The 16,253-nt window shown below is 61.7% G+C and carries 18 protein-coding genes; 10 read left to right on the top strand and 8 right to left on the bottom strand.

The annotated features are described in order from the left end of the window. Positions 1 to 24 precede the first annotated feature (24 nt). From NZ746_01300 to NZ746_01290, 3 genes are read left to right on the top strand one after another with little or no spacing between them, the layout of a single operon-like run. A complete protein-coding gene (locus NZ746_01300; protein ID MCS6815993.1) occupies positions 25 to 888 on the top strand; it encodes a DUF3108 domain-containing protein in 864 nt (287 codons plus the stop codon). Continuing rightward, positions 885 to 2,135: a trypsin-like peptidase domain-containing protein gene (locus NZ746_01295; GenBank protein MCS6815992.1), complete on the top strand. Its 1,251-nt coding sequence runs from the start codon at positions 885 to 887 to the stop codon at positions 2,133 to 2,135. Before NZ746_01300 ends, NZ746_01295 begins: the two co-directional genes overlap by 4 nt. Continuing rightward, positions 2,135 to 3,298 (top strand): alanine--glyoxylate aminotransferase family protein, encoded by a 1,164-nt coding sequence (locus NZ746_01290; GenBank protein MCS6815991.1) that lies wholly within the window; start codon positions 2,135 to 2,137, stop codon positions 3,296 to 3,298. The genes NZ746_01295 and NZ746_01290 overlap by 1 nt, the downstream gene beginning before the upstream one ends. Positions 3,299 to 3,310: 12 nt before the next feature. Here NZ746_01290 and NZ746_01285 read toward each other — a convergent pair whose 3' ends face one another. Both NZ746_01285 and NZ746_01280 read right to left on the bottom strand, forming a co-directional pair. Continuing rightward, complete coding sequence (locus NZ746_01285; protein ID MCS6815990.1) at positions 3,311 to 4,753, bottom strand: insulinase family protein; 1,443 nt, start codon at positions 4,751 to 4,753, stop codon at positions 3,311 to 3,313. A gap of 96 nt (positions 4,754 to 4,849) precedes the next feature. Beyond that, on the bottom strand, positions 4,850 to 5,101 hold the full coding sequence (locus NZ746_01280; protein ID MCS6815989.1) for an amphi-Trp domain-containing protein: 252 nt from the start codon (positions 5,099 to 5,101) through the stop codon (positions 4,850 to 4,852). Between the two features lie 161 nt (positions 5,102 to 5,262). Between NZ746_01280 and NZ746_01275 the strand changes: the two genes are divergently transcribed. Continuing rightward, entirely contained in the window at positions 5,263 to 5,775 is a 513-nt protein-coding gene (locus NZ746_01275; GenBank protein MCS6815988.1) for a TIGR00725 family protein, read from the top strand. 16 nt (positions 5,776 to 5,791) lie between these two features. Then, positions 5,792 to 6,535 carry an HAD family hydrolase gene (locus NZ746_01270; GenBank protein MCS6815987.1) on the top strand — a complete coding sequence of 248 codons (744 nt, stop codon included), beginning with the start codon at positions 5,792 to 5,794 and terminating at the stop codon, positions 6,533 to 6,535. Positions 6,536 to 6,554: 19 nt separating this feature from the next. Here the strand turns inward: NZ746_01270 and bamD are convergent, their stop codons facing one another. Genes bamD through meaB form a run of 6 tightly spaced genes read right to left on the bottom strand, consistent with a single transcriptional unit; the run spans position 6,555 to position 11,293 of the window. Next, positions 6,555 to 7,034, bottom strand: a complete 480-nt coding sequence (bamD, locus tag NZ746_01265) for an outer membrane protein assembly factor BamD (GenBank protein ID MCS6815986.1) — start codon at positions 7,032 to 7,034, stop codon at positions 6,555 to 6,557. Positions 7,035 to 7,042: 8 nt separating this feature from the next. After that, entirely contained in the window at positions 7,043 to 7,921 is an 879-nt protein-coding gene (locus NZ746_01260) for an S-methyl-5'-thioadenosine phosphorylase (protein ID MCS6815985.1), read from the bottom strand. 1 nt (position 7,922) lies between these two features. Next, positions 7,923 to 8,774, bottom strand: a complete 852-nt coding sequence (locus NZ746_01255) for an MBL fold metallo-hydrolase (GenBank protein ID MCS6815984.1) — start codon at positions 8,772 to 8,774, stop codon at positions 7,923 to 7,925. Positions 8,775 to 8,788: 14 nt separating this feature from the next. Beyond that, complete coding sequence (locus NZ746_01250) at positions 8,789 to 9,907, bottom strand: peptidylprolyl isomerase (protein MCS6815983.1); 1,119 nt, start codon at positions 9,905 to 9,907, stop codon at positions 8,789 to 8,791. Continuing rightward, positions 9,904 to 10,317 (bottom strand): methylmalonyl-CoA epimerase, encoded by a 414-nt coding sequence (gene mce, locus NZ746_01245; protein ID MCS6815982.1) that lies wholly within the window; start codon positions 10,315 to 10,317, stop codon positions 9,904 to 9,906. The genes NZ746_01250 and mce overlap by 4 nt, the downstream gene beginning before the upstream one ends. Positions 10,318 to 10,327: 10 nt before the next feature. Continuing rightward, positions 10,328 to 11,293, bottom strand: coding sequence for a methylmalonyl Co-A mutase-associated GTPase MeaB (meaB, locus tag NZ746_01240; GenBank protein MCS6815981.1), 966 nt, complete (start codon positions 11,291 to 11,293; stop codon positions 10,328 to 10,330). Between the two features lie 171 nt (positions 11,294 to 11,464). Between meaB and NZ746_01235 the strand changes: the two genes are divergently transcribed. The 5 genes from NZ746_01235 (at position 11,465) to NZ746_01215 (ending at position 16,250) form a co-directional block, all read left to right on the top strand. Next, positions 11,465 to 12,379: a zinc ribbon domain-containing protein gene (locus NZ746_01235; protein ID MCS6815980.1), complete on the top strand. Its 915-nt coding sequence runs from the start codon at positions 11,465 to 11,467 to the stop codon at positions 12,377 to 12,379. 94 nt (positions 12,380 to 12,473) lie between these two features. Then, positions 12,474 to 12,743 (top strand): hypothetical protein, encoded by a 270-nt coding sequence (locus tag NZ746_01230; protein MCS6815979.1) that lies wholly within the window; start codon positions 12,474 to 12,476, stop codon positions 12,741 to 12,743. Positions 12,744 to 13,094: 351 nt separating this feature from the next. Beyond that, entirely contained in the window at positions 13,095 to 13,976 is an 882-nt protein-coding gene (gene accD, locus NZ746_01225; GenBank protein MCS6815978.1) for an acetyl-CoA carboxylase, carboxyltransferase subunit beta, read from the top strand. A gap of 17 nt (positions 13,977 to 13,993) precedes the next feature. Further along, positions 13,994 to 15,331: a bifunctional folylpolyglutamate synthase/dihydrofolate synthase gene (locus NZ746_01220; protein ID MCS6815977.1), complete on the top strand. Its 1,338-nt coding sequence runs from the start codon at positions 13,994 to 13,996 to the stop codon at positions 15,329 to 15,331. Beyond that, a complete protein-coding gene (locus tag NZ746_01215) occupies positions 15,324 to 16,250 on the top strand; it encodes an LD-carboxypeptidase (GenBank protein MCS6815976.1) in 927 nt (308 codons plus the stop codon). The genes NZ746_01220 and NZ746_01215 overlap by 8 nt, the downstream gene beginning before the upstream one ends. Positions 16,251 to 16,253: the final 3 nt, after the last annotated feature.

Below are 16,253 nucleotides of genomic sequence, written 5' to 3'. Positions count from 1 at the left end.
TTCATGCGGGCCTGGAGCGCGCTTGTGATTGGCGGGCTCCTTTTCGCTCCAGTCTCGGTGCGCGTGAACTGGAGTCTCCCGGTAGCTCCCACGCAAGAGGCATCGTCGAGTGCTCCCACGTTTCCCTTCGCTGAAGGAGAGCGGCTCGTGTATCAAGCTCGCTATTCGAGGCTCATTCTCTCGGCCGTCGTCGGGCGGCTCACGTTCACTTTCGGGCGTTCGCAAGAGCGCCCCTTGCTCAATGCCTACTATCTGCGGGCGGAGGCCGTCTCCGAAGGAGCGCTCGTGGCGCTGCTGGGGATTCGCGTGGAGAACGTCTTCGAGTCCTTCGTGGACCCGCAGGATTTCGGCGTGCTGCGGACGCGAAAGCAGTTGGCGGAAGGAGCGAAGCGGAGTTTTCATCTCGCCCTCTTCGATCGGGAGCGCGCATCGGTCACCTATATCGTGCGCGATCTCACGCGACCGGCTGAACCACCGAAGGTGAAGGAGAATACCGCGCGTCCATGGGTGCAGGATATTCTCTCTGGCATCTACTACGTGCGCACGCAATCGCTCGCACCAGGAGACGTCTTGCGCTTTCCTATCAGCGACGAGGGGGAAACGTACGACGTGGAGATTCGCGTGCACGAGGTCGAGGAGGTGGAGATGCCACGGGGTCGCGTCCCGGCCATCAAGATCGAGCCCTTGGTGTTCGGCCCTGGTCGCTTGATTCGCCGAGAGGGCGAGATGTTCATCTGGCTGAGTGCAGACGGGCGCCGCGTGCCGCTTCTGGCGCGGGTGCGCGGGGGATTCGGAACGGTGCAGGTGCAGCTGATCGAGGAGGAACCAGGGACCCCTGTGTCCGATCCCGCGAAACAACCGGGGAATGGGGATCGTCCGATCCGATGATGGAGATTCGCCTCACGCACATCGGTGGGGGATACGCCGGACGACAAGAAGTCCTTTCGAAGGACCGCATCACGTTTGGGCGCTCCGCCGACAATGACGTGCGATTGCATCCACAGGACGTACGGGCCTCAGCGCATCACGCTGTCTTGTTCGCCTCGGACGAGGGAGTGATCGTCGAGGATTTGAACAGCACCAATGGCACGTATGTGAACGGCGTGCGCGTCCATCGGACTCGAATTCAAAGTGGCGACGTCCTGCAGTTCGGTCGGCGAGGACCGAGCGTGATGGTCGAGATCCTCGTCCCGGCGGAGGAGCCGCAGTCAGCGACGGTGACCCCTCCGACGCTCGTCGAGTCGGCGACGTCTTCGGTCGCGTGGCGCGTCGGGCGCACGACCGTGCAATTGATGATCGAGCACGCGATGCGTCGCTCCGCGCGCGTCTGGCGCCGATGGGTGATAGGAGTCGCCGCGGGAGCGATCGTCGCTCTCGGGATCGTCCTCGGGATCCTCTGGCGCGACGAGCGTGAGCGATCCGCATCCGTGGAGGGGATGAGTCCGCTCGTGCGCGTTGCGATGCGCAATCAAGCGGCCGTCGTCCTGATTCAACATCATTTTCGGATCCTCGATGCTCGGGGGCGGGAGGTGAGCACGGCTGTGAGCGAGGGATCAGGCTTCGCCATAGACCCTCGGGGGGTGATCGCCACCAATTACCATTTAGTGCGTCCGTGGGAATTCGACGCGCGTTTCGCCGGTCAGGCCACGACGCCGGTCTCGCAATCGCTCAAGGTGATCTTCGCCGATCGTGCTCCCGATGAGGCTCTGGAGGCGCGTCTGGTGCGTGGTTCGCCGGAGCTGGACATCGCACTCTTGAAAGTGGACGCGCCGATCCCGCTTCCCATCGTCGAGGGCTTCGAACCGGATCTCTCGCGCGTGCGGCAGGGAGACGAGGTCGCGATCATTGGATTTCCGCTCGGTTCGGCCTTGCTGCAGACGACCGGTCAGGAGCGCGCGACGACGACGCTCACGCGCAGCACGATCAGCAAGGTGAGTCCGACCCTATTGCAATTGGATGCACCGGTGATTCAAGGCTATAGCGGTAGTCCCATCTTCAATCGCGAGGGGAAAGTCATCGGCATCCTGACGGCGCGATTGGGCGAGCGCGGAGAACCGATTGATCCGAGCGCTCGCGCGATCGGGCTCGGGACGCCGAGCCGCTTTCTCTTGCAACTGCTCAAGGAGGTGCCATGATGATTGGCGAGTTTCATCCTCCTCATCGCCTCTTGCTTGGTCCCGGTCCTAGTCCCGTCGAGGATCGGGTCTTGCATGCCATGGGTGCCCCTGTGCTCGGGCATCTGGACCCAGTCTTCCTCTCGTGCATGAACGATGTGCAGCATCTGCTGCGCTACGTCTTCGAGACGCAGAATCGGGTCACGTTCCCGGTCTCCGGGACGGGCAGTGCGGGGATGGAGGCGGCGCTGGCAAATCTTTTGGAGCCGGACGAGGAGGTCATCATCGGCATTCATGGATTTTTCGGCGAGCGCATGTATGAGATGGCCACGCGCTTGGGGGCGCGCCCGATCCGCGTGGAGGCAGAGTGGGGGCGTCCGCTCGATGAGCGAGAGATCCGGGCGGCGCTCGATCGTTCGCGGGCGCGCGTCGTCTGCGTGGTGCATGCGGAGACCTCGACCGGCGTGCGGCAGCCGCTGGAACCCATCGCCGAGCTTGTCGCCGAGCGCGAGGGGATCCTCATCGTGGATGCCGTGACGAGCCTCGGAGGACATCCTGTGGGCGTGGATCGCTTGGGCATCGGCGTATGTTACTCGGGATCGCAGAAGGCGCTCAGTTGTCCTCCGGGATTGGCGCCGATCACGTTCTCCGAGACCGCTTTGGAGAAAGTGCGCCGGCGCAAGACGGCGGTGCCGAGCTGGTATCTCGATGTCTCGCTCATCGAGCGCTATTGGGGGAGCGAGCGCACTTATCATCACACGGCGCCGATCAACATGAATTACGCCTTGCGCGAAGCTCTACGCATCATCGCCGAAGAGGGATTGGAGGCTCGTTGGCAGCGACATGAGCGGAATGCCCGAGCACTGTGGGCGGGATTGGAAGCCATGGGGCTGCGACTTCTCGTCCCGCGCGAATACCGGCTTTGGACCCTCACGACGATTTGTGTCCCCGATGGTGTAGACGATGCGCGGGTGCGCACCCGATTGCTCGAAGAGTTCAACATCGAGATCGGGGGCGGCTTAGGACCATTGCGCGGGAAAATCTGGCGCGTAGGGCTGATGGGCGCGGGCAGCACGCGCAGCAATGTCTTGCTCTTCCTGAGCGCTTTGGAGAGCGCATTGCGTCGTGAGGGCTTCCCATGCGGATCGGGCGTCTCCGCGGCCTTAGCGGCATACGAGGCGTGAGTCGGAGGGGGATCATCCTCCGGTCTTCACTTCCACGGTCCCCAAAGGCTTCAACGCCTCCGCGAGGCCTTGGGCGCGTCCGACGATGACGATGAGGAGGTCATTCGGGGAGAGATATTTCTCGGCCACGCGCATGACCTCTTCGCGCGTCGCGCGCTGCACGCGAGCGGGGAATCGCAATACGTAGTCTCGCCCTAACCCATACAATTCGACGAAGTGCAGCATCTCGACCGATTGCCGCGGCGCGAGCGCGCTCGGGGCAAAGCGTTCCGCCCACCGCCGCTGTGCCTCGGCGAATTCCTCGGCCGTCGGGCCCTCGGCGCGCATCGCCTTCAGGATCTCCAGAGCGCGTTCGATCGCCGGCATGACCTGTTCGTTCGGAGCTACGAGTGAGAGCAGAAACGGGCCACGATGCGTGCGCAGGTCAAATTGGCAACGCGCGGTCGCCGGAGAAGCGCCCGCCTTTGAGGACTCTCGCTCGTATCGGAGGCAGATCGCCTCGGCGAGCACCAAGGCCGAGATATACTCTTCGGAGAAGCGCTCCAGGCCGAACGAACCAATGCGAATATGGGCGAGCGCGGTGTCCGGAAAATCACGCAGGATGATGCGCACCCCTTGAGCCGGCGCGGGGGCGACGAACGTAGGCGGAACGATCTTCCCCTTGAGCATGGCGCCGAAATTCGGGCGGATGATGGGCATCAGCGTAGCCGGGGAGAATGGGCTGAGGACAATGAGCGTCGCATTGTTGGCGATGAAGAAGCGAGCGTGGTGGCGCGCGATGTCTATAGGCGTGATCGCCTCGATCTCCTCCGGCACGCCCTCGGCCGGACGGGCGTAGGGATGTGGATGGTAGAGCGCCCGATACCATTCTTCGTTCGCGATCTCAGAAGGATCGCGCCGCTTGGCTCTCACCTCATCGAGGAAGCGCGCTTTCAAAGCGGCCAGCGCCTCGGGTGGGAACGTCGGTCGGGAGACGACGCGCGCCATGAGCCGAATGAGTTCCGGCAAACTCCGCGCCGGAGCCTCCACGCTGATCGTCGTCGCATCCCACGTGACTTCCGTCCGAATCGTGGCTTCAAGCGCCGCGAGACGTTGCCGCAAGGTCGCCTCGCTCAGATCCTCGGCGCCCAACCAGATCGCGCGCGCCGTCAGTGCCGCCGTGCCCGATTTCCCCGCCCGATCGAAGGCCGCTCCACTTTTGATCATGAGGCTCAGCAAGGCCTCAGAAGCATCAGGGCGCTCCAGGATGATGACCTGCAGACCGTTGAGGAGATAGTCGTAGTAAGCGTCGGGGAATCGCGCGTCCATCCCCGATGGCGTGAGCAGTCGTGCGGTAATGGCCCGACTGGAAATTGGCGAGGATCCGCTTCGCATATCCGCACGCCCTTCGCCAAGGACGCACGCGCCCACGACCATACTCAGGATCGCCCACCTGATTCGCGCCCATCGCGTCATGCCCGGCCTCCTCATGTGCTCTAAGATTGTGGCGAGGTTCGCCGAATTGTTCAAGAGGCTCTCACGAGCGTCTCGCGCGAGGGTGCGCTCATCCGTTCATCGTTTTCGCGAGGACGAACGAGCCGAAGCAGGCACCCATTTCAGTTGAAACTCCAGCTCCTCCTCCGTTCGTCCTCGCTCGTGCTCGATGCTGATCGTGGCCCGCGCAGGAACGCGCACGCGTTCGCCCGCCACGCGAATGTGAAAAGCGCGCCCCTTTTCCAAAGCGTCGGCCAGACGACGCAGCTTCGCGATGAAGAGCTGCTTCGGATATTCCTTCTCGACGTCTCGTTTGCGCTTCTTCGGCATCGAGAACCTCCGAGACCTTATTGCCAGCGCCCATGCGATTCCGCATCGGGCGCCGAGCGTCATCCCCTCCTGAGCCAACTATAATAGCGCGAAGTCACGAGCGCGTCATGGTGCACGATTGCCCAAGTCGTAGACGCATTGCTAAAATCAAGCCTTTGCGTATGACGATGGCGTTCGCACGTCGGCCGATCATCGGCGTCATGGGGAGTTCCCAGTGCGATCCGACGATTTACGAGCAAGCGCGCGCGGTCGGACGGCTCATCGCCGAACGTGGAGCGGTTTTGCTCTGCGGAGGATTGGGAGGCGTGATGGAAGCGGCAGCGCGTGGCGCGTTTGAAGCGGGAGGACTCACCGTTGGTATCCTCCCCGGAGGAAGCGAGCGCGAATCCCCACCCAATCCGTACATTCACATCGCGATCTTCACGGGACTCTCCGAAGCTCGAAACGTCATCAACGTCCGCTCTGCGGAAGCCATCATCGCGATCGCCGGAGGATATGGTACGCTCTCGGAGATCGCCCTCGCGCTGAAGGTGGGGAAACCCGTCGTCCTCCTCCATTCGTGGCGATTCGAGTCGCCGTTCGGAGACGACGAAGGCTTCGTGCGCACGGCGGAGACGCCAGAGGAGGCCGTCGCCCTCGCTTTCGAGTCGCTCGCTCAAGGACGCGGACGATGATCTGCTCGGAGCCAATATGAAGACCTATCGCGCCGTCCTCTTCGATCTCTTCGATACGGTCGTGGACTTTCATGTTGATCGGTTGCCGCAGATCCGCCTCGGCGAACAGACGCTCTTCTCGACAAGCGGCGCCGTATACGAGGTTCTTCGGGAGTATGCGCCGCAGCTCGAGTTCGAGACGTTTTACGAAGCCTTTCGCGAGTCGTGGCGCCAGGTGGAGGAGCGTCGGAAGGCAGAGTTACGGGAATATCCCTCTCAGGTCCGCTTCCGGCGGCTTCTCGAATTGCTTCACCTGGAGGCGCTCTCGGAGGACGTCGTCGAACGCCTCGTGCGCGCGCACATGGAGACATGGTCGCGCGGCGCCGAGCTGCCGGAGGCGAATCGTCAGCTTCTCGTCCGCGCGAGCGAGCGTTTCCCGCTCGGATTGGTCTCGAATTTCGACCATCCACCGACGGCGCATCGGATCCTACGCGACTTCGGCATCCACGATGTGTTCACGGTGATCGTCATCTCGGCGGAGGTTTCCTGGCGGAAGCCCCATCGGGAGATCTTCCTTCATGCGCTCGCTCGACTGGACGTCTCTCCGCGCGACGCGCTCTTTGTCGGGGATACCTTCGAGGCAGATGTCCTCGGAGCTAAGAGCATTGGCATGGATGTTGCATGGCTGAATCGGCGCGGGGACGAGGTGCCGGAGGACGTCGTTGATCCCGATTACGTCATCGCGCGCCTTGAGGATCTCGGTCCTGTGCTCGGTCTCTAGGCGCTGTCCGACGTCAAGCTCATCCTCCCTTGGAAGGAGAAGCGCCCATTGAGCGAAGGCGCTCTCGGGCTTGTTCGGCGAGCTCGTGCATGGGAAATTCCTCGATCACGCGAGAGTAGAGTTCGATGGCGAGATCGCGTCGGCCCGTCTGGCGATAGACCTCTCCGAGCAGGAAATAAACCTCCGCGATGCGCGAGAAGGCCGGATGATCGCGCACGATGGCTTGCAAACGACCTTCGGCAGCCTTCCATTTCTTTCGCTTGATGTAGAAGCGCGCGACTTCCAGATCGTGTCGCGCCGCGCGCTCCAGTTCCGGGTTGCGCGGATCGAACAGCGGGCCGCGCGAGACATTCCCTTGGGGTGTGGCCCGCATCGTCAGAAGAGGAGAGAGCCCGACGAGTCCTACGCCCAGAAGCAGCGCTATCCATTTGAAGGAACGCTTCCGCGAGCGCCATTTGTCCGCCATCTGGCGTTCGTCTGTCGGTGTTCGGCCCCACATAGGGCGATTCACTCCTGGATGGGGAAGTATTTGCTCAAGATCGCCGAGAGTCGCCGGACGGTCTCCGGTGGGATCGCCGCGCGATCGGTTTGAATGGCGTGTCGCAAAGCCGATTGGCATCGGCATGTGCCGGTCGCCTCTTTGAGCAATCCGACGGCAGCTCGGACGATGCGTTTAGCATTGGCCGTATTACGGTTGAGATAATCGAGCACCATCTCGACGGTGACCGAAGCGTGATCGGGATGCCAGCAGTCATAATCCGTCACTAGGGCTAGCGTCGCGTAACAGATCTCCGCCTCACGCGCGAGCTTGGCTTCCTGCAGGTTCGTCATCCCGATGACGTCCATGCCCCAGGCTCGGTAGACGTGCGATTCGGCTCGGGTTGAGAACGCCGGCCCTTCGATGCAGACATATGTCCCCCCGCGATGCACGCGTAGGCCTTCGATTTGTCGAGCAGCGCGTTCGAGGGCGTCGCCGACGACCGGACAGACGGGATCGGCGAACGAGATGTGCGCGACGATCCCATCCCCGAAGAACGTGGAGGGGCGTTGGCGCGTCCGATCGAAGAACTGATCGGGAATGACGATATCGAGCGGAGCGTATCGTTCCTGCAAGGAGCCGACGGCGCTCACCGAGATGATCCGCTCGACGCCGAGCAGCTTCATGGCGTAGATGTTCGCCCGGAAGGGTAGCTCGGTCGGCAACAAGCGGTGCCCGCGTCCGTGCCGCGCCAAGAATGCGACGCGCACGCCTTCGAGCGTGCCGAGGAGGAACGCCTCCGAGGGTTTGCCGAAGGGGGTATCTACGATGACCTCCTCGACGTCGCTCAATCCCTCCATCGCATAAAATCCACTTCCGCCGATGATGCCGATTTTCGCCTCCGCCATCTCATCCTCCCTCGACAGGGACGACTCGAAATCGTCCCTCGGCTTCGACGATGCGTCCAATAGGGATCTGCGGATCGTGATAGAAGACGCAGAGCCATCCTTCACGCACGGCTTGAGGGAGCAAACGATTCTTCTGCTCGAGCGTCTCCAAGGGATAGTGATCCAACGCCGCGATCCACGGCTTCTGAACGTGCGGCGTCATGGGGATGAGGTCACTCCAGAAGACCGCCGTGCGATCCTCCGAATGGAGGAAGACGATTTGGAGATCGCGGTTGTGGCCGCGCACGCGCACCACGTGCACGCCAGGGACGATCTCCTGATCGCCCTCGATCAACTCGAGCTGTCCGCTCTCTCGAAGAGGTTCCCAGGTGACGGGGCGATAGCTGGCGCGATCCCGTTCATTCGGAGCATTCGCGTGCTCGTATTCGCCGCGCTGGACGATGTAGCGAGCGCGAGGGACTGTGGGGACAAGCTGCTCTCCGTGACGCCGCGTGTTATTTCCGGAGTGATCGAAATGCAGATGCGTGTTGATGACGATGTCGATGTCCTCGGGGTTGAGGCCACGATCGGCGAGTTGCTGAAGGAGGGGACGCGGACGATCCGGGGCGTAAATCTGATGGAACTTCTCGTCCCACACATCGCCCAAGCCCGTGTCCACGAGGATGGTGTGTCGTCCCGTGCGCACGAGCAGGCAATTCAAGCCCATGAGGATGCGATTCCTCTCATCGGCCGGAGCCACGCGCTCCCAGAGCACCTTGGGGACGATGCCAAACATCATGCCGCCATCTAACCGCCACGTTCCATCGCTCACGACCTCCAACGTCATCTTCCCAAGAGGAATCGGACCGGTCACGGCATTCGCCTCCTTCATGGCTCGGACGTTTTCGCGCTCGCTCCTTCGACCACGATCGGATACCGTGTGAGGATGCGATTGATGCGCTCCTGAATCTTCTTCTGTCTGAGCGTTTGCTCGATTTGCAAGCGCGTCTCTTCATCCAGTGGGGCGATTCGCCGGGCCTCCACCTTGATGATGTGGAAGCCGTAGCTCGTCTCGACGAGATCGCTGATCTGTCCCGGCTGCAGGGCGAAGGCCGCTTCCTCGAACTCGCGCACCATGCGGCCTCGGCCGAAGAAATCGAGATCGCCGCCCTTGTCCTTCGAGCCCGGATCGTCGGAGAATTCGCGCGCTAAAGTCGCGAAATCTTCTCCCGCGCGCACTCGGCGTAGCACCTCTTGTGCTTTCCGGCGCACGGTCTCTTTGTCGGGGGGAGGATTCCCATCCCGCGGGATCGGGCGCGTACTGAAGAGGATGTGTCGGGCTCGGACTTGCTCGAACTCATTCTTGTGCGCTTCGTAATAGCGGCGAATCTCATCGTCACTCACGACAGTACGTTGTTGCAGCTCGCGGAGCAAATAGCTCTGCAGGATGAACTCGGGGAAGATGCGGAGTTGCAGCGCGATCCGCGGGTCTCGATCCAGCCCTTCTTTGCGCGCGCGTTCGGCGAGCAGAACCAGTTCGCCATACTGGTGGCGCACCTGCTCATTGAGGGCGCCGCGAGAGAGCTGAGGATTAGCGGCGAGCACGTAGTCGAGGGCCATCGGATTCGTGCGGAAGAAACGTTCGATCTCCTCCTCGGAGACCTCTGCGTCGGGATGGCGGTCGCGATAAGCCGAAGCCAAGATGGAGATTTTCTGGATCTCCACTTGAGCGGCGATTTCGGTTCGGCCCAGTAGCCCAAGCCGTCGAGCTTCTTGCGCCATGGCGAGCGCCTGCCGAATTTGATCGGCGAGTTGCCGCCGACCCTCCGGAGTGGAGAAGAAGGCGCGCCGCGATTCCGGCATTCCTTCAAGCAGGGTCTCCAGATCGGCCGCTGAGAGATGAGTCAGCGGGGGACGATCCACAAGGCGACGTTGGACGAAGATAGCCGTGGCGCCAATCCCCACGACCAAGGCAATGAACCAAAGGATTCGCGTCGGGAGCTTCACGGTCCACTCTCCTGCTTCGGGACTTCGACCAGCTCAATGAGCACGCCATGCGCGCTCGTCGGATGCAGGAAGGCGATCTTTCGGCCTTCCGCTCCACAGCGAGGCTCTTCGTCAATGAGGCGCACGCCCTGTGCCCGCAGACGTGCGAGCGTCCCTTCGATGTCCGCCACCTGGAAACAAATGTGGTGCAATCCCTCACCGCGCCGCGCCAAGAATCGCCCAACGGGCGAGTCCTCGCTGAGCGGTTCGAGCAATTCAAGGCGACCTTCCCCGATAGGGAGCATGGCCAGGTGAACGCCCTGCTCGGCAATCGTCTCTCGTCCCGTACAGCTCAAACCGAGCGCGTCCGTATAAAAGGGAAGGGCTTCATCGAGCGAACGCACGGCGATGGCGATGTGATCGAGTCTCATGTTTCCTCCTTCAGGTAGGCCGATGATCTTTCCAGCGCGTCAGGATCTCCTCCACGATGGAGTACGGATCGCGCTCGCGGCGGGCGATCGCTACGGCCCACTGACGAAGCTCTTCGCTCGTCGTGAGCGTGCGAAGAGCGACATCGAAGAGCCGTTCTTTGAGGAGCGCGCGCAATCGTTGCTCAGCCATCTCCTGACGTCGCGCGTCCGCTTGAGGACTGTGCTGACGAAAGTCGAGGAAGCGCGCGATGGCGTGGCTGAGATCTTCGATCCCCTGGCCTTCGGTGGCGATGGTCTTGACGATCAGAGGACGCCATCCGTCCCGTCGTTCGGCGATCGCGAGCATAGCGTTCAACTCGCTCTCGATGCGCGAGACCCCTTCCCGATCCGCTTTGTTGATGACGAAGATGTCGCCGATTTCCATCAAGCCCGCCTTAATCGTTTGAACGTCATCGCCGAGACCTGGCACCAAGACGACGAGCGTCGCATCGGCCATCTTCACGATGTCCACCTCATCTTGGCCGACGCCGACGGTCTCGACGATCACCTTGTCATACCCCGCGGCGTCGAGGATCAGGACGGCGTCGCCGGTCGCGCGGGCTAGGCCGCCCAAGTTCCCGCGCGTGGCCATCGAGCGGATGAAGACGCCGGGATCAGTGCCCAGAGTCTGCATCCGAATGCGATCGCCGAGGATCGCTCCGCCGGTGAAAGGGCTAGAGGGGTCCACCGCGATGATCCCGACGGTCTCTCCGCGAGCGCGATAATGCTGCGCCAGACGATCCACGAGCGTGCTCTTGCCAACCCCTGGCGATCCCGTCACACCTAAGATGACGGCTCGTCCTGTGTAGGGGAAAAGCCGTTGCAGGAGCGTCAGCGCCCGAGTTCCATCGTTCTCCACGAGCGAGATCGCCCGAGCGATGGCCCGGGCGTCTTGCGCGCGGATCCGTTCGATCAGCACAGCCAGCGCGTCCGACATGACCCTTGGTAGACACTTAACGTTAAACGTTCTCCAGCTTCGACGTCAAGGCGGACGCCTACTGGGCGCCGCGGATCTGAGGTGCGCCTCTCTCTTCTCGCTCTTCGCTCTGCCCTCAAGAGGCTTGTTCGAGATTTGGACCTGTGAGATAATCCGGCCGGAGGAAGCGCGGTGGATCTGAGGCTCAGGGCCACGGTGATCAGCAGTCGGTTTGGCTTTGACTCGGTCGAGTGCGACGTGAAGGTGGTGTTGCCGGGGACGATCGAGAGTCTGCGGCCCCGACTCGCGACGGCACTTGAAAAAATGGGCTACCATGTCGTGAGCGAGGATCCGCTTCAGGCAAGGCGTGGTGGCGTGAACTTCGCTTTGAATGTCCTCAAGTATCCGATATCGCTCCAGTTGGGATTCAAGTCCGTAGGGGAACAAACCACGCAGGTGACGTTCAGCTATCTGCTCAAACACTCGGGACTCGGATGGATCACAAAGGGGGATCTGCCGGTGCTCATGCGGGAAGCGGAAGCGGTGGCTGCGATCGCCCTGCGAGGGAGGCATGCCCCTCTTTGCGGAAGATGTGGTTCGGAGAATCCCATGGGATCGCGATTTTGTCGGCGATGCGGCGCGCCGTTGACAGCCTTAGAACCGGCTGAGGTGGAGGTCCTTCGCCTTGTAGCGGAGAACCAAGCGGCCTATCGGGCGATCCTTTGGGGGATCGCGTGCTTAGCGGTGACGACCTTGGGGCTGGTGGCGCTTCCTTTTGACCTTCCGGTGAAGCTCGAGAGATTTTTGGCCGGTCTGGGAATTCTCGCTGGGGCGAGTGGCTGGGGGCCTTTACTCTGGGGAGTTTACAAGTTGCGGCGGAACCTAGGCCGACGCGGAGAGGAAGAAGAACCACTTGAGCCCCACGCGATCGAGGTCCCTCCCGCAGCAGCCTTTCCAACGAGTGGGATGCCCTTTTCGGTAACTGAGGAGACAACACAACTCTTGGAAGAGCCTTCGTCCCTAGCGTCTGCGTCCGAAGGGACAACACAACTCTTGGAGAGAACCGCCTCTCCGCCTTCGCAAACCCAAGAGCGAGAAACGTCGTGAGCCGGGCAATAGGCTTCGGAGGGCATCGAGCCCCATGGGGCCGACAGACGTCTTGACGGCAGGGCGAACCGCCTTTTAGTATGGCGGCGGAGGTGTGGATCGAGCCATGGAGCTTGTGGGGTTAGCGGGAGTGATGGCTTCGGCCTTGGGGCTAGCGTTGACGATCTACGGGGTGTTTTACAACGGGCGGGCCACGCGGGCGCTCATCGAGTCCATCCGCCAAGATATTCAGGCCGTGCACGAGACGACGCGGGCCATTTACGAGGATGGGCAACGGCGGCATGAGGAATTGCTCACCTATCTTCGTGAGATGGATCGTCGCCACTCTGAGCTGATGGCGGCCATCGCCCAACGGCATTCCTGAGTCTGAGCAGTTCTCGCTAAAAGGCGAATCTTTCCTCCCGTTTGCGTCCTTCGGTATATCGGGGCGAGGCGGACGACCGGGATGATTGAGGACGCCGCCTTGGCGTGATGGCTGAAACTCCCTGAATCCCGCGCTTCAGTAGCGGGGGGCTTGCGAATTCTGGAGGGAGGGGAATTTCATTGGGGCTAGTCGAGAGCCAAAAGGTCCCGAGCGCCTTCTGGAAGACGAGCGGCTTCCGCGTCGCGTTGAGTGGGGCAGGATGGATCGGCGAAGCTCTCGTTAGAGAGTCCCTGAATCCCGCGGCCAAGGTTTGACGCTTTATGGGAGGAGGGCATAGAATTCCGCATGCTTATGCCACTGTTTCGTCGGAAACGAGGAGGACTGGAGCCACCGGCCGAGCGCGCGGGGGTAGTGAAGACCGAAGGGGTCTTCCTCAAGTGCGAGGGGTGTCGAGAGGTCCTTTATCGCAAGGACGTCGAGGAAAATCTGATGGTCTGCCCCCGGTGCGGCTATCACTTCAAGATCTCGGCCCGTCAACGGCTGGCATTGCTTTTCGATGGCGGGGTCTACACCGAGCTGGATGCCTATCTGGTTTCTGCCGATCCACTGCAGTTCTACGATCTGCGGAGCTATAAGGATCGTCTGGCCTCAGCGCAGAAAGCGACTGGGGTGCTGGAGGCGATCCTCACGGGGGAGGGGACGATCGGAGGATATCCGGCGGTCATTCAGGCAATGGAGTATGGCTTCATCGGGGGGAGCATGGGCTCGGTCGTGGGGGAGAAAGTCACGCGGGCCATCGAGCGGGCCTTGGAGACGCGTGCGGCGCTCATCATCGTCTCGGCTTCAGGAGGGGCGCGTATGATGGAAGGGATATTGAGCCTCATGCAGATGGCGAAAATCTCGGCAGCGCTCGCGCGTCTGGATGAGGCGGGCGTGCCGTATATCTCGGTGATGACGGATCCCACGACCGGAGGAGTGACTGCGAGTTTCGCCATGCTGGGGGATTTAAACATCGCCGAGCCGGGAGCGCTCATTGGATTCGCGGGACCCCGTGTGATCGAACAAACAATTCGGCAGAAACTGCCCGAAGGATTTCAGCGCTCGGAGTTCCTCTTGGAGCATGGAATGCTCGACGCCGTTGTGGACCGACGACAGCTGCGGGAGTTCTTGATCAAAGTGCTCGCCTTCATGATGCCCGATCAGCGGCAGCTTTCGGTGAGCACCGAGCAGTAGACGCGAGAGAAATCGCAGTGAACTACCGGGAGACGCTCGCGTACCTAGAGTGGCTCGGGCATGAGACGCTGCGAGCCCGATTTGGGTTGGAGAAGATTCGTCGCCTCTTAGCCGAGCTTGGAGACCCTCACACCGCCTATCCCTCAATCATCATTGCAGGGACGAATGGAAAGGGCTCTACGGCAGCCATGGTGGACGCCATTCTGCGACAGGCTGGGTTGCGAACAGGGCTCTACACGTCTCCCCATCTTGTGCGCGTCGAAGAACGCATTCGTGTCCTCGGACGTGAGATCGCTCCCGAGGAATTCGCGGCCATTGCGACGCGCGTGCGCGCGGTGTCGGAGGAGCTTCTTCAGCGCGGAGAAATCGAAGCGCGCCCGACTTATTTTGAGTTCGTCACGGCCATTGGCTTCGAGTACTTTCGCGAGAAGGCAATTGAGATCGCAGTCCTCGAAGTTGGGCTTGGAGGACGTTTGGATGCGACCAACGTTGTCCCCCCATTCCTCTCGCTGGTCACAAGCATTGATATTGACCACGAGCAATACTTGGGCTCGACGATCGCCTCCATCGCGCGAGAGAAGGCGATGATCATCAAGCCGGGCTCGCGTGTGGTCCTCTCGCGGCAACATCCGGAAGCTCGCGAAGTTTTGCTCGCGCGATGTCAAGAGTGTCAGGTCACGCCGATTTGGGCAGAGGAAGCAGTGGAGATCCTCGAATGCGAGCCCGACGGACGATTCGCATTCGCTTATCGCTCGGCTTCGGGCGCGCGCCGGAGCGTTCGTCTCAGCTTGCGTGGGCGGCATCAGATTGAGAATGCGCTTGTGGCCATTCGCGCGGCGGAGGTCTTGCGCACCATGGGATATTCGATCCCCGACGACGCCATCGGCCGTGGGCTCGAAGTAGTCGAATGGCCAGGGCGATTGGAGGTCGTCGGTCCGTCGAGTCCTCTGCTGGTCCTGGATGGAGCGCATAATACGGCCGGGGCGCGAGTCGTGCGTGCGTATTTGGAGGAGTTCGGACGCCGACCGCTCACGCTCGTCTTCGGGACGATGCGCGATAAACGAATCGCCGAGATGGCCGCCGCACTGTTTCCCTTGGCGGATCTCCTCATCCTGACGCGCGTTCCGGACGAGCGGGCGGCGCCTTTGGAGCTGCTGTTGGAACAGACGGCCGATCTGCGATGTCAGCTCGGCCGGCCAACAGAGGCTGTGGAGCCTGTGGAGGTGGCGTTCGATCGGGCACGGGAGCGGACCCCTCCGAGTGGAATGATCTGCGTGACCGGTTCGCTCTATCTGGTCGGCGAGGCGAAGAGATGGCTCGCGCGATCCCATGGCGAAGGGGGCGCACGTGATTAAACCTCCGGCCTTGCGTCCGGGCGACGTGATCGGGATCGTCGCTCCCGCCAGCGACATCAAACCGGAGCGGCTCATGGCCGGCGCGCGCGAGTTGGAGCGCCTCGGATTTCGCGTCAAGTTCTCGCCCTCGATCTTCGCGCGGGAGATGTATCTGGCCGGTTCCGATCGGAGGCGCGCCGAAGAGTTGATGGCGATGTTCAACGATCCCGAGGTGAGGGCGATTTTCGCCGCGCGCGGAGGATACGGCTCGGTTCGTCTCTTGCCATATCTCGATGAGGAGGCATTGCGCGCGCATCCGAAGATCTTCATGGGGTATAGCGACATCACGACGCTGCTCGTCTATTTTCAGCAGCGATTCCAATGGGTCGTCTTTCACGGACCGATGGTCACGCGGGAGTTCGCCGATGGACCGGAGCACTATGACGAAGACTTATTGCGGCGCACGCTCATGCGGGCAGAGCCAATCGGAGAGATTGACACCTCGGGCGTTGCCGTCCTCTCACCCGGAATTGCGACAGGCCGACTGACGGGTGGATGTTTGCCACTTCTGGTGAGCACGCTCGGCACGCCCTACGAATTCGACGCCACTGATGCGATCCTCTTCCTCGAAGATTATGCCTCGAAGCCCTATCAGGTCGATCGCATGCTCACGCAGCTTCGAGATGCTGGGAAACTTCGGGCCGTGCGCGGCTTCGTCTTCGGCGAGATGACGGAGTGCGTGCAGCATCCGAATCAGGATTACACCATCGTAGACGTCATCCAAGATCGCCTCGCCGATCTGAACGTCCCGATCCTCTTCGGTGTGCGTTCGGGTCACAGCGATTACCGGAATCAAGTCCTGCCCTTCGGTATTTGTGCGACGTTGGACGGCTATCGGGCAAGACTCATCCTCGAAGAAGCGGCGACGAGCGAGCCGTAACGG

It is taken from the genome of Blastocatellia bacterium, from assembly GCA_025055075.1.
In the GTDB taxonomy this organism is placed as follows: Bacteria; Acidobacteriota; Blastocatellia; order HR10; family HR10; genus HR10.
Note: the sequence above shows the minus strand (reverse complement) of the source record. Positions and strands in the feature narration are given on the sequence as shown.